We start from the raw sequence: 12967 nt of genomic DNA on the forward strand, positions 1-12967 counted from the left end.
TTTGCATAAAAGCAAAATTCAAGTCCTGCCTCAGAAACGTTCTTAGTATAACAAACAGAATCACCCTCTGTTTGGATGGTCAGGCTAAAAAGAGTGTTCCGGAATTTCAGCAGCGCCCGGAAGCAGCCGTACTCCGGGCACTGCTGAGATGAGAAGCCAATTAAGCAGGATCAAAACAATCGGTTCAGCCCATCCAGGGCAGCAACACGGTAGGCTTCCGCCATGGTCGGATAGTTAAATGTGGTATTCAGGAAATAACGGAGTGAATTGGCCTTGCCCTCTTGCCGCATCACCGCCTGACCGATATGGATAATCTCCGAAGCCTGGTCACCAAAACAGTGAATGCCCAACACTTCCAGGGTATCCCGGTGGAAAAGAATCTTCAGCATGCCGACCACCTCGCCAGTGATTTGAGCCCTGGCCAGCCTGGAGAAAAACGCCTTGCCCACTTCATAGGGAATGGCATCTGCCGTCAGTTCTTCTTCGGTGCAACCCACAGAGCTGATTTCCGGGATGGTGTAGATTCCCGTAGGCACTTCATTGACAAAGTGCCAGTCCTCACTGTTACAAAGGTGTGCCGCCGCCGAGCGTCCCTGGTCATAAGCGGCACTGGCTAGGCTGGGCCAGCCAATGACGTCACCCGCCGCATAAATATGGGGTAATGAGGTCTGATAGCTTTCATTAACACTTAACTGCCCACGGCCATCGGGCTTAAGGCCGATCATTTCCAGCCCCATTGCCTGGGTATTGCCTGTCCGGCCATTGGCCCAGAGCAACATGTCGGCTTTGAGTTTCTTGCCCGACTTGAGGTGCAGCACCACGCAATCATCCATGGTCTCAAGTTTCTGGAACTCTTCATTATGACGGATAATGACGTTCATTTTGCGCAGCTGATAGCTCAGGGCATCGGAAATCTCTTTATCAAGAAACGACAGCAGCCGCTCACGGGTATCAATCAAATCCACCAGCACACCCAGACCAGAGAATATCGAGGCATATTCAGAGCCGATAACACCGGCACCGTAGATAATCATGCGTCGTGGCGTAGAAGACAGCTCCAAAATGGAATCACTATCAAAAACCCTGGGATGGTGAAAGTCGACACCGGGTGGATGGTAGGGACGGGACCCGGTGGCAATCAGAAAGTTGGACCCGAACAGACGTTCCGTATTCCCACTGGGCTCAGTCACCTCCAGGGTGTGCTCATCAATAAAGACACCACGGCCAAAGTAGAGATCAATGCGATTCCGGGCATAGTACATGGTCCGGGACTGTACCTGCTTCTGAATCACCGATTCCGCTCTTTTCAATACTTTGGGAAAGCTGAACCAGCGGGGATCACCAATCTCACGAAACATGGAGTTGGTATTGAAATCCATGATCTGTTTGACAGAGTGGCGCAGAGCCTTGGATGGAATCGTACCCAGATGAGTACAGCTGCCACCGACAAAGTTAAACTGCTCAACGACAGCGACCTTTTTACCAAGCTTGACGGCATTCATGGCCGCCCCCTCACCCGCAGGCCCCGACCCAAGGATGACCAAATCGTATTTACTGACACCCATTTATTCGATTCCCCCGGTTCCAAAACATTATCCGTTTATTCTTTTTTACAGCTTATACTTTGAGTGTCCAAAAAGCTTTACACCAGGAGGCTGTCACTGGTGCCTACAACCAACAAAAAAACAAACGTAACCAGAAACGATTACGCCTTTTTACTCTGATTTGCAGACGTCGCGTCATAAAACAGGTCATCATTCACCTCGGAAAGAGGATCTGTTTTGTCTCCGCCGCCACAAATGACACAGCTGTCCTTCAGGCCAAGATTACTAAGGCCACCACAGGAGCCTTTAATCGGCTTATTGGCAAAAATCACACCCACCGCCATAGCCGCAATGAGCACCAGAAAAGTACAAAATGTAATCAGCATAATGGTCATGACTGATTCCTCCATTATTTACCATGAAAGGGTTCAGGTGATACACGGAACCTGTTTATTGAAGCGCTATTTCCCGCTCAAGGTTGTTCATGGCTGTTGAACCAGGTAAGGCTTAAAGGCCTCACTGGTTACCGTTGCAAATCCTTCATCCGTATAATAGGCAAAACGTGCCGCAATACCCAGCCTGTTCGCCAGTTCCAGCCCTTTCTCATCCCCCAGCACCATAAACATGGTGGCCAGGGCATCGGCCCGGGCCGAGGTATCGGCAATGACAGCCACTTCCGCTACCCGCTTGGCTTCAGGCCAGCCGGTAACGGGATTAATGGTATGCGAGTAACGCTTGCCATCGACTTCAAAAAAATTCAGATAATCACCAGAGGTTGCCAGTGCCTTGTCCAGAGGCTCAACCAATGCTGATACGCCGTTTTTTCCCATTTCAGGACCGATCACCGCCAATCGCCAGGGGCTGCCATTCGGCTTGACACCCTGAACCAGCACTTCGCCACCAACCTCTACCATAAAGTCCTCAATACCCTGAGCCCTGAGAGCCGCTGCCGCCTGATCAACACCATAGCCCTTGGCGATGGAACTCAGATCAACAAACAACGCCTTTTCACGGGTCAGGGTTGAGCCTTCAGGGTCCGCTTTCAGACTCTGATAACCAACGTTGGCCAGGGCCTCCTGAATAGCGGTTGCCTCGGGAATATGGCCCGGATATTGGTCCTCTATCCATTTGACAAATTCCGGAGCATTGGCCAGCGGGTGGGAGTCACTATCATCGTGACTGTTGTTGACGGCCACCCATTGTGTCGGGCCAAACCCCCACAGGTTCACCAGGGGGCCTACGGTAATATCGTAGGCTCCATCTGACAGATCAGAAATCGCCCTGGCTTGCTGAACCAGCTGAACAATATCACTGGACAGTTTAAACGGCTCCCCTACCGGGGCCCGGTTAAACTGCATCAGCTCAGAGTCAGGCTTATAGGTTGACATCCGTTGATCCACATCAGCCAGGGCATCCTGAACTACAGCGGACACATCCTTTACCGGATGACTGAACAGAGTCGCTACATAACTGACGTTATAGGTCGTTCCCATAACCTGCCCCTGAAAGCTATTCAGCCTGGGCCGCGTACTCAACACCAGAAATACCGCCACCAGCACAATGATGGCAGGTATCAATGATCGCTTCAGAGATCGGGAAAGCAAGTGGAGCTCCTGATAGATAGTGGTTCAATAGGGCGTGGGTCAATCTCAGGTAGCTCTCTTAACACAGTACGGGCAAGGATAACTACCTTATGTCGGTGCGCTGGAAAAGATGCTCTGAGAAAGCTCCCGGCTGCAAGCCTGGCCGGATTCTAGCACCTGCCTGTGGGATAATCATCAGGGATTAAACGGAACGATTCGGGCAGTTACTTAGGAGGCTGACTGAGAATAGACTGCAAGATTCAAGACCCGAGACTGGTTTCTGCTGAAGCTACCGCCAGGACATCGACAGTTTCCGCTGATTGGCAGCACAATCTTTAAGGTAGAGATTAATCAGGCTCTGATAGGGTATCCCCATTTCGTCAGAGAGAGCTTTAAAATAATCAATAACATCCTCATCAATGCGAATGGTCATCTGCTTTTTCAGCTTCTTGGCGTACGGGTTTTTTTCACCCTGACTAAAATCATACTCTTCTCTCATGGCTTCATTCTCGCTGTGTAGATGTCGGTTTCTTTTTTGGTTGCACTCCTCGCGGAAAAAATCCGGATCACCTCATCCATTCGGTAACAGTGACAGACAACTAAAATTTTCAGGCTTGCAGTCATACCAAGAAGGATAAAACGGTCATCCATTCCAGAGTGATCCGGGTCGCCTATGAGCAAGCCATTCTCATCAAAAAAGACAGTTCTGGCTTCATCAAAGCTGATACCGTGCTTTCTGAGATTACTACGGGACTTATCATCATCCCATTCAAAGGTAAGGTGCTTCATTCAACAAAGTGTAACTACAATGTAGTTTATTTCAAGCAGTCAGTTTAGGAAATCGGTGTCTTGAATCTTGAACTTCGTCCCAACATCGCCGCCCCATCAACCACCTGAGAAAGAAGCATTCCTCTCCCGCAGGCTGCTTTCTATAACTCATCAAGCAACTCATTTAAACGTGCTGGTATGTCCATACTGCTGTGCAAAATAGACAGGACGTATAAAACTTCCGATTGCGCACCATCGGAGGATTTTACAAATACAGTTTGTAGGTAAAGAGCCAGATTTCTTCCTGCTGAGCAATGGCTACCGGGTGAAAGCGGTAGAGTTCGCTCACTCATCACCTCCGGAATTGTTCAGTCTCTTTCTGGCTCTTGCCTTGATGTCATCAGCGTTGAGTGATTGAAACTCGTCTTCCGGTGTAGTCAAGATGGGCTCCAGATGCCCTTTTAACCATTTGGCCGACTGTTCTTGCTGGCGTTTGTCGTTACGGATCAGGTCCCTCAGATAGTCGCTGGCGCTTGAGTATTCGCCTTGTTTAACCTGCTGGGCAACCCAGTCTCTGAGCTGGTCGGGTAATGAAATATTGAGTGTGGCCATAATTGTCTCCTTTATCATTTTATGACTGAATATTAGCAGATATTGGCAAAATTTGGCATTTTGGCAGGAGAGGGCCTACAAGCAACTTTTTACCATCACCATCAGGTCGCTGTGAAAATTTGTTTCTTATTGAAAACTTGTTTATTGATGTGGGAGGAAGGTATTGTTACGCTTGCCGTCAGGAATTCAGTGATCTGGTCAAAACCCGTTAATAACCCATTGATGCCTGGTTTCAGGCTGCTCTCTGTTAATGGCTCTTTATGACCATCTTCCTTTTGATAAATAACAAAAAAATAGCCCTGAAAGCAGATATCACAAAAATATACCAACAAATGGAGTCATGGCGATGAGCTTAAGTATTCTCGATTTGTTCAAGATTGGTGTAGGCCCTTCCTCATCCCACACGGTGGGTCCAATGGTAGCCGCCAACCGCTTCCTTGACGCCCTGCTCCAACAGGGGCAGCTTGAGAATACCCGTCAGATTCGTATTGAGCTCTACGGTTCCCTGGCCATGACCGGTGCAGGTCATGCCACCGACACGGCCGTGATGCTGGGCCTTATGGGTGAAAAACCGGACCAGCTCGATCCTGACCAGGCTCCGGCATTGATCAACAATGTCCGCAGCACCGGTGAGTTGATACTTGCTAACCAATATCCGATTCCTTTCATTGAAGATCAACACCTTCACTTTTTGCATGGTCACTCGCTTGCCAAGCACCCTAACGGTATGACGCTAAGAGCTTTTGATGCAGCAGGCCTTGAGCTTTTTCATGACAATTATTACTCCGTGGGCGGAGGGTTCGTACTGAATGAAGAGGAAACCGAACAGACAACTTCGGCAACGGACATTCAGGTCCCCTTTCCGTTCAATAACGCTCAGGACCTTCTGGATATCGGAGACAGAACCGGACTCTCCATTGGTGAAATTGTCCTGGAGAATGAACAACATCTGGGAAGATCTGACCAGATCCAACCAGCGTTGCTGAATATCTGGCAGGTAATGGACCGCTGCATCAACCGTGGCTGTGAGCAGACCGGGGTACTTCCCGGCGGTCTGAACGTCAATCGTCGTGCACATCAGCTGCACCAGGAACTGTTGAACCGCCCGGAAGACCAGCAGGATCACCTGGAAGTGATGGACTGGGTCAACCTGTTTGCCATCGCCGTCAATGAAGAGAACGCCGTTGGTGGTCGTGTCGTTACCGCGCCAACCAATGGTGCAGCCGGTGTTATTCCGGCGGTTCTTGCCTATTACGATCGTTTTGTTCCGGGTAGCAGTGAAGCGGGTATTGTGACCTTTCTTGCCACCGCTGCTGCTATTGGCATGCTCTATAAAAAGAACGCCTCAATCTCGGCCGCTGAAGTGGGTTGTCAGGGGGAAATCGGGGTGGCCTGTTCCATGGCGGCAGGCGCTCTGTGCGCCGTCATGGGCGGCAATAACCGCCAGATTGAAAATGCCGCTGAAATAGGCATGGAGCACAACCTGGGCCTGACCTGTGATCCGATAGCCGGTCTGGTACAGGTCCCCTGTATTGAGCGCAATACCATGGGCGCTGTCAAGGCCATCAATGCGGCCCGCCTGGCCCTGAAAGGTGACGGGCAGCACCGGGTATCCCTTGATGACGTCATTGAAACCATGCGTCAGACGGGGCTGGATATGCAGGATAAATACAAAGAGACTGCCACCGGTGGCCTGGCTGTCAATGTCGTGATGTGCTGAAAGCCCAAATTGAAAACAACATTTGTCTTTTATTTCCACTACTGACCTTTGTCTTTAACAACAAATCCGTCAGTTCAAAAAATTTTTATTAAAATAACGTAATAGTGAAAACAGGACGACAACATGGCCGTTGAACACACTTCTACTCTGCCAACATTGGCAGAATTGGAACATAACGATGCCTTTACCCATCGTCACACAGGTTCTGACCAGCAGGAGCAACAGGCCATGCTGGCAAGTCTCGGGCTCAAATCGCTGGCAGAGCTGATCAATGACACCGTTCCGGGCAGCATCCGGTTAAACCGGGAGTTAGCTCTTCCTGCGGGAAAAACAGAGCAGCAGGCCCTTGCCGGGCTCTATGACCTGGCCCGGCAAAATACAGTGAATAAGTCGTACATTGGCATGGGCTATTACAACACCGAAGTGCCCAATGTCATTCTGCGTAATCTGCTGGAAAACCCCGGCTGGTATACCGCCTATACCCCTTATCAGCCCGAAATCTCCCAGGGCCGGTTGGAAATGCTGCTGAACTTCCAGCAGATGGTTATGGACCTCACGGGTATGGAGGTGGCCAATGCCTCCCTTCTGGATGAAGCAACTGCCGCTGCCGAAGCCATGACCCTCTGCCTGCGCAGCGTGGGACGCAGCAAGGCGGCCTCACAAACATTCTTTGTGGCCGATGACGTGCACCCACAAACCATTGATGTGATGAAAACCCGCGCCGACTGGCTGGGCATCAACGTTATCGTTGGCAACCCCCATACCGAACTGAGCAATCACGATGTATTTGGTGTGCAGCTTCAGTATCCGGGCACCTACGGTAACATCACAGATATTGAGAGTATTGCCGCCATGGCCCGGCAACAGGGTGCCATGGTTTCAGTAGCCACTGACCTGCTGGCTCTGACATTATTGAAATCCCCCGGGGAACTTGGCGCTGATATTGTTCTGGGTAACAGCCAGCGCTTTGGCGTGCCCATGGGATTTGGCGGCCCCCACGCTGCCTTTTTTGCCACCACCGGTAAACTGAAACGCTCAATCCCCGGCCGGGTTATCGGGGTATCCAAAGACAGCCGTGGCAATACCGCCCTGCGTATGGCCATGCAGACCCGTGAGCAACATATTCGCCGGGAAAAAGCCACCTCCAACATCTGTACTGCCCAGGCTCTGTTGGCCAACATGGCGGCCGCTTATGGGGTCTACCACGGTCCGGAAGGGTTAAAAACCATTGCAGAACGCGTACACCGCCTGACCCGAATCCTTCATCACGGACTCACTGAAATGGGTTTCCAGTGCAACCAAACCTTCTTTGATACCCTGACCTTCAAGGTAGGCAGTGAACAGGAAACCATTATCCAGCGGGCGCTGAAATATGGTTGCAACCTGCGCCGAATTGGTTCTGACCGCCTGGGTGTCAGCCTTGATGAAACCACCCGCTCTGAAGACATTATTGAACTGTTCAATATCTTTATGGGTGACGGCAAAGAGCTGAATATTGCCTCTATTGACCGCCAGATCTCGGCCAATAACAGTCAGCTGCCTCATACCCGGAGCACCATCGGACTCTCACCGGAGCTGCGACGTTCAGACAGCATCCTGAGTCACCCGGTATTCAACAGCCATCACTCAGAAACCGATATGATGCGTTATCTGAAGCGGCTGGAAAACAAGGATTACTCACTGGTTCATGGCATGATTCCACTGGGTTCATGCACCATGAAGCTCAATGCTGCAGCAGAAATGCTGCCGGTTTCCTGGCCGGAATTTTCCAGTATTCACCCTTTCACGCCCAAAGATCAGGTTCCGGGTTACCTGACCATGATCCGGCAACTGGAACAGGCTCTGGTGGAGATTACCGGTTATGACGCCATCTCCATGCAGCCAAACTCCGGAGCCCAGGGGGAATATACGGGCCTGCTGGCTATCCGTAATTATCAACGGGCAAACCGGCAGAAGCACCGCGATGTTTGCCTGATCCCCTCTTCCGCTCACGGCACCAATCCCGCTTCAGCGGCGATGCTCGGGATGAAAATTGTGATTGTCGCCTGTGATGATAGCGGTAACGTGGATGTCAATGATCTGAGAGCCAAAGCTGAAGAGTACAGTGAACGCCTCTGTGCCCTGATGGTCACCTACCCTTCCACCCACGGGGTATACGAAGAAGAGATTCGTACCATCTGCCAGATCATTCATGATCATGGCGGCCAGGTCTATATGGATGGTGCCAATATGAACGCCATGGTCGGTGTCTCCCGCCCGGGTGATATCGGCTCCGATGTCTCCCATCTCAATCTGCACAAGACCTTTGCCATTCCCCACGGTGGTGGCGGTCCGGGTATGGGCCCCATTGGTGTCAAGAGCCATCTGGCACCTTACCTGCCCAACCATTCGATAAGCCCGGTCGAAGGCCATAATGAAGGCATTGGCGCCGTATCTGCTGCGCCTTACGGCAGCTCGTCCATACTGCCCATCAGCTGGATGTACATCACCATGCTGGGCAGCCAGGGTCTACGGGAGTCAACAGAGCTGGCCATCCTGCATGCCAACTACATGGCAAAACGGCTGGGTGATCATTACCCGATTCTCTATCAGGGCAGAAACAACCACGTTGCCCACGAATGCATCCTTGATATTCGCCCGATCAAAGAAGCCTGCGGTATTACCGAGGAAGATATTGCCAAACGCCTGATGGATTATGGTTTCCACGCTCCGACCATGTCTTTCCCCGTGGCCGGAACCCTGATGATCGAGCCAACCGAGTCCGAATCCAGGGAAGAAATAGACCGCTTTATTGATGCGATGATCTCAATCAAGCAGGAAATTGATCAGGTCGCCAACGGCACATGGCCAAAGGACAACAACCCTCTGGTCAACGCCCCCCATACCATGGCAGACCTGGCGGAAGATGAATGGCAACGCCCATACAGCAGGAAGGTCGCGGCATTTCCGTCAGCTGCCGGTCATAAGTCGAAATACTGGCCTGCGGCGAATCGCATCGACAACGTTTTTGGCGACCGCAATTTTATCTGTTCGTGCCCCGGCATTGATAATTATCAATAAATGGAGATGAGGTATGTCTGAAGCGTCTTCTGAAAGTCTGAAGAAAACCCCGTTATATGCTCTTCATCTGGACCGGGGAGCAAAAATGGTGCCTTTTGCCGGTTATGAAATGCCGGTGCAGTACCCATCCGGGGTTAAGAACGAGCATATCCACACACGCAGTAAGGCCGGACTTTTTGATGTCTCCCATATGGGGCAGCTGAAACTGTCCGGTGAAGGGGCTGACCATTTCCTGGAATCCCTGGTGCCGGTTGATATAGCAGGCCTTGCCATTGGCAGGCAGCGTTACGCCCTGTTTACCGATGAGGCTGGGGGTATCCTTGATGACCTGATGGTCACCCGTTATGACGACTGCCTATACCTGGTGGTTAATGCGGCATGCAAGGCGCAGGATATTCAGCATATCCGGTCCAGACTGCCGGAAGGTATCAAGCTGGACGTTCTCGATAACCGGGCACTGGTTGCTCTTCAGGGACCCATGGCCGCAAAGGTTATGGCAAAGGTTTTTCCGGAGGTGGCTGACATGGTCTTTATGGACTCCCGCCAGCTATCCATCGATGAGGCACCCTGTTTTGTCAGCCGTTCCGGGTATACCGGGGAAGATGGCTTTGAGATTTCCATCCCGGAAAAAGACGCTGAACGCATCACCCGGCTACTGCTCGACCATCCGGAGGTTGAATTAATTGGCCTGGGTGCCAGAGACTCCCTCCGGCTGGAATCGGGCCTCTGTCTTTACGGCCATGATATGGATGTCAATACCACCCCTATTGAAGCGAGCCTGATGTGGGCCATCAGTAAAAATCGTCGTCATGATGGTGAGCGGGCAGGCGGCTTCCCCGGAGCCGAAAAAATTCTGCAGCAGATTGAGAACCGACAGGTGGCCACCAAACGCATTGGTTTGGTTGGCAGTAGTCGAGCCCCGGTTCGTGAAGGGGCAGAACTGGTTGATGATCTTGGTCAGCCTATTGGTCGGGTAACCTCCGGCACCTTTGGCCCAACAGTTGGGGCACCGGTTGCGATGGCTCTGATCAACGCTGATTATGCGGCATTGGGAACTGGAGTGTATGCACTGGTCAGAGGTAAAAAGTTGCCAATGACCGTCAGTAAAATGCCATTTATCGAACAGCGTTATTACCGGGGCTGATTGATATCTCATAATGACTGCCGACTTACAGTTGGCAGCTTTGTTGATTCATTATCCCTTCTGGTTCCCATATCAATATCACCATCCTCATTTCTATCGTTAGCCAATGCAATGAGTATCACTAATCCTTGATATTCAATAAAAAATCAAGGAGATAGGTCTTTTCCGGGGTAGAAAGTTAATATTTATTAGGAAATAATGCATAATCAACCTAAACAGAGTGCAATCAACAGCTGGCAACCTACTGGCTGCGATATGCACTGATTCATTTAGACCATGACCACACTCCTGACTCATTTATTTGCTGGGCAGGAAATTTGAGGTTTTTGGATCATACTTTCGTGCATGGCTGAGTTTGAGGAGCCCAGGGCTTGTTATGAAGCAGTTTACAGCCGTAAAAAAGAGAGAGACCAGCCTGCGTCACTGGTTAACGTTTTTAATTCCATCACTGATTGGTCTGTTGCTATTTGTCACTCCGGTCAGTATTAATGATGAATTTACCATCCCTGTTGCCCTGCTGGCCGGCGGGTTAAAAGCGCTGCTCAAAGACCAGCTGACCACCATCATTACTATTATTGTCAGCTTTACCGGATGCATCACCATCATTACCAAGCTGTTTCAGCCAAAAGCAATAATGACGCGCCCATTTCTTAACTCTCTGTTTGATATTACCCCACTCTGGTGCCTGGTAAGGGTTGCTGGCATGGTCTTTGTCCTTTCCAGCTTTTTCGAGTTTGGTCCGCAAGCCATCTGGTCAGGAGCCACTGGTGGCATGGTTTTAAATGACCTGATGCCGACCCTGTTTTCGGTCTTTATCTTTGCCGGACTTTTGCTGCCACTGTTAATGAACTTTGGCTTGCTGGAACTGCTGGGCACACTGATGACACGCATAATGCGGCCGGTATTCAATCTGCCCGGCCGTTCAGCTATTGACTGTATTGCCTCATGGCTGGGGGATGGCAGCGTTGGTATCCTGATGACCAGTAAGCAATATGAAACCTCCTATTATACTCAGCGTGAAGCTGCGGTGATCGGTACCACTTTCTCTGTTGTTTCAATTACCTTCTCACTGGTGGTGATTGCCCAGGTGGGTCTGGAACACATGTTTACCCGCTTCTACCTGACCGTCTGCTTTGCCGGGCTGGTTGCCGCTTTTATCGTCCCCAAGCTGCCCCCCCTGTCCAGAAAAAAAGACGTGTTCATCTGCGGAAAAACCCGCAGTGATGATGATGAAATTATTCCTCAGGGTACCAGTGCTTTTGCCTGGGGTCTGGAGCAGGCACTGGAGAAAGCCGCAAAAATCACCCATCCCATGAAGATCATTCAGGATGGTTGCAAGAACGCCATCGATATGGTGTTTGGGGTACTGCCAGTGGTGATGGGTATCGGTACCATTGCACTGATCATTGCCGAATACACCCCGGTCTTCCAGTACCTGGGCATGCCTTTTCTGCCGTTGCTGGAGTGGTTACAGATTCCTGAAGCCCAGGCGGCCTCAACCACCATGATGGTGGGCTTCACCGATATGTTCGTGCCCTCTATCCTGGCGGCATCCATTGACAATGATATGACCCGGTTTGTAATTGCGGCATTATCCCTGACTCAGCTGATTTACCTGTCTGAGGTGGGTGCTTTGCTCCTGGGAAGCAAGATTCCGGTCACCTTGTTTGAGCTATTTATTATTTTTATTCTAAGGACGCTGGTCACACTGCCCGTTATTGCCGCGATTGCCCACCTTATCTTCTGATACCGAAAAGTGAGCCTCAGATTGCTGAGGAGCCTGTCGGACGCTTAAGTCCGACAGGCTCCTGAGGCTCAGGTCCAAATCATTTAATCAGCCTGGCGACATCACGAAACTGTGGTGCGTCGGCAGATTTCATCAGTTCAAACAGCGCCATTTCAACGGTTGTCAGATCAGCCCCCTGGGCTGACATTTTATCCAGAGCCACCTCTTTGCTCTGTAATGTTCTTGATGAAACCCCATCAACCAGCACTTCTACCTCATAGCCTCCGGCAAGAAGATCCATCGCCGTCTGATAGACGCAGATATGGGTCTCTATGCCGGTCAACAACACCTGTCTGCCACCTGTCTGTTCAAGTGCTGACATAAAAGCAGGCTCACCACAGGCACTGAAGGATGTTTTTCTCACCGGGCTGAAGTCCGATAACTCATCAGCCAGTTCAGGAATTGTGCCTCCCAGCTTTTCCGGAACCTGCTCCAGCCAGAGAATCGGAATATCAAGCAATCTGGCCCCTTTAACCATGGTCACAATATTATCAAAGAGTGACTCATGTTCATGCATCAGGGTGGCCAGCTTGCCCTGAACATCCACAACCACGAGCACCGTCGTATCAAGATTTAACATACCTGTTTCTCCTGCCCCTTAGATCAATATTATTTTCGAAATCCCTTGGTCCTAGCACATGGTTTCAATGAGGTTGACGTGTACAATCTCCGTTCACCCTGAGCGGAGTCGAAGGGTGCTTGGCACGATCTATCAGAGTCCGGAGTTTCCGCCCTTCGACAGGCTCAGGA

At 50.8% G+C, this 12967-nt stretch carries 11 protein-coding genes; 4 read left to right on the top strand and 7 right to left on the bottom strand.

Annotated features, from left to right (window positions below; genetic code table 11):
- Window positions 1-170: 170 nt before the first annotated feature.
- The 6 genes from sthA to ACO6UX_RS15065 form a co-directional block, all read right to left on the bottom strand.
- The gene (sthA, locus tag ACO6UX_RS15040) at window positions 171-1565 is read right to left on the bottom strand and encodes a Si-specific NAD(P)(+) transhydrogenase (RefSeq protein ID WP_422448911.1); all 1395 of its coding nucleotides are present in this window, start codon (window positions 1563-1565) and stop codon (window positions 171-173) included.
- Between the two features lie 140 nt (window positions 1566-1705).
- Window positions 1706-1939, bottom strand: a complete 234-nt coding sequence (gene nqrM / locus ACO6UX_RS15045; RefSeq protein ID WP_422448913.1) for a (Na+)-NQR maturation NqrM — start codon at window positions 1937-1939, stop codon at window positions 1706-1708.
- 87 nt (window positions 1940-2026) lie between these two features.
- Window positions 2027-3148, bottom strand: coding sequence for an FAD:protein FMN transferase (locus ACO6UX_RS15050; RefSeq protein WP_422448915.1), 1122 nt, complete (start codon window positions 3146-3148; stop codon window positions 2027-2029).
- 268 nt (window positions 3149-3416) lie between these two features.
- Window positions 3417-3626: a BrnA antitoxin family protein gene (locus ACO6UX_RS15055; RefSeq protein WP_209201584.1), complete on the bottom strand. Its 210-nt coding sequence runs from the start codon at window positions 3624-3626 to the stop codon at window positions 3417-3419.
- Window positions 3623-3916 (bottom strand): BrnT family toxin, encoded by a 294-nt coding sequence (locus ACO6UX_RS15060; RefSeq protein WP_422448917.1) that lies wholly within the window; start codon window positions 3914-3916, stop codon window positions 3623-3625. The genes ACO6UX_RS15055 and ACO6UX_RS15060 overlap by 4 nt, the downstream gene beginning before the upstream one ends.
- 324 nt (window positions 3917-4240) lie before the next feature.
- A complete protein-coding gene (locus tag ACO6UX_RS15065; protein ID WP_422448919.1) occupies window positions 4241-4507 on the bottom strand; it encodes a type II toxin-antitoxin system ParD family antitoxin in 267 nt (88 codons plus the stop codon).
- A 346-nt stretch (window positions 4508-4853) separates the two neighbouring features.
- Between ACO6UX_RS15065 and ACO6UX_RS15070 the strand changes: the two genes are divergently transcribed.
- The 4 genes from ACO6UX_RS15070 (at window position 4854) to ACO6UX_RS15085 (ending at window position 12178) form a co-directional block, all read left to right on the top strand.
- Window positions 4854-6227 carry an L-serine ammonia-lyase gene (locus ACO6UX_RS15070; RefSeq protein ID WP_422448921.1) on the top strand — a complete coding sequence of 458 codons (1374 nt, stop codon included), beginning with the start codon at window positions 4854-4856 and terminating at the stop codon, window positions 6225-6227.
- Between the two features lie 123 nt (window positions 6228-6350).
- Window positions 6351-9287 carry an aminomethyl-transferring glycine dehydrogenase gene (gcvP, locus tag ACO6UX_RS15075; RefSeq protein WP_422448923.1) on the top strand — a complete coding sequence of 979 codons (2937 nt, stop codon included), beginning with the start codon at window positions 6351-6353 and terminating at the stop codon, window positions 9285-9287.
- A 13-nt stretch (window positions 9288-9300) separates the two neighbouring features.
- Window positions 9301-10431: a glycine cleavage system aminomethyltransferase GcvT gene (gene gcvT, locus ACO6UX_RS15080; RefSeq protein ID WP_422448925.1), complete on the top strand. Its 1131-nt coding sequence runs from the start codon at window positions 9301-9303 to the stop codon at window positions 10429-10431.
- A 376-nt stretch (window positions 10432-10807) separates the two neighbouring features.
- Window positions 10808-12178 carry a YjiH family protein gene (locus tag ACO6UX_RS15085; protein WP_422448927.1) on the top strand — a complete coding sequence of 457 codons (1371 nt, stop codon included), beginning with the start codon at window positions 10808-10810 and terminating at the stop codon, window positions 12176-12178.
- 79 nt (window positions 12179-12257) lie between these two features.
- Here ACO6UX_RS15085 and ACO6UX_RS15090 read toward each other — a convergent pair whose 3' ends face one another.
- A complete protein-coding gene (locus tag ACO6UX_RS15090; RefSeq protein ID WP_422448929.1) occupies window positions 12258-12797 on the bottom strand; it encodes a hydrolase in 540 nt (179 codons plus the stop codon).
- Between the last annotated feature and the right edge of the window lie 170 nt (window positions 12798-12967).

The sequence above is a fragment of the Endozoicomonas sp. ALB091 genome, assembly GCF_049310265.1.
Lineage (GTDB): Bacteria > Pseudomonadota > Gammaproteobacteria > Pseudomonadales > Endozoicomonadaceae > Endozoicomonas.

What these genes read in the sequence shown, in the direction of transcription:
- sthA (WP_422448911.1), bottom strand. Translation starts at nt 1,565, where the DNA reads ATGGGTGTCAGTAAATACGATTTGGTCATCCTTGGGTCGGGGCCTGCG.
- nqrM (WP_422448913.1), bottom strand. Translation starts at nt 1,939, where the DNA reads ATGACCATTATGCTGATTACATTTTGTACTTTTCTGGTGCTCATTGCG.
- ACO6UX_RS15055 (WP_209201584.1), bottom strand. Translation starts at nt 3,626, where the DNA reads ATGAGAGAAGAGTATGATTTTAGTCAGGGTGAAAAAAACCCGTACGCC.
- ACO6UX_RS15060 (WP_422448917.1), bottom strand. Translation starts at nt 3,916, where the DNA reads ATGAAGCACCTTACCTTTGAATGGGATGATGATAAGTCCCGTAGTAAT.
- ACO6UX_RS15065 (WP_422448919.1), bottom strand. Translation starts at nt 4,507, where the DNA reads ATGGCCACACTCAATATTTCATTACCCGACCAGCTCAGAGACTGGGTT.
- ACO6UX_RS15070 (WP_422448921.1), top strand. Translation starts at nt 4,854, where the DNA reads ATGAGCTTAAGTATTCTCGATTTGTTCAAGATTGGTGTAGGCCCTTCC.
- gcvP (WP_422448923.1), top strand. Translation starts at nt 6,351, where the DNA reads ATGGCCGTTGAACACACTTCTACTCTGCCAACATTGGCAGAATTGGAA.
- gcvT (WP_422448925.1), top strand. Translation starts at nt 9,301, where the DNA reads ATGTCTGAAGCGTCTTCTGAAAGTCTGAAGAAAACCCCGTTATATGCT.
- ACO6UX_RS15085 (WP_422448927.1), top strand. Translation starts at nt 10,808, where the DNA reads ATGAAGCAGTTTACAGCCGTAAAAAAGAGAGAGACCAGCCTGCGTCAC.
- ACO6UX_RS15090 (WP_422448929.1), bottom strand. Translation starts at nt 12,797, where the DNA reads ATGTTAAATCTTGATACGACGGTGCTCGTGGTTGTGGATGTTCAGGGC.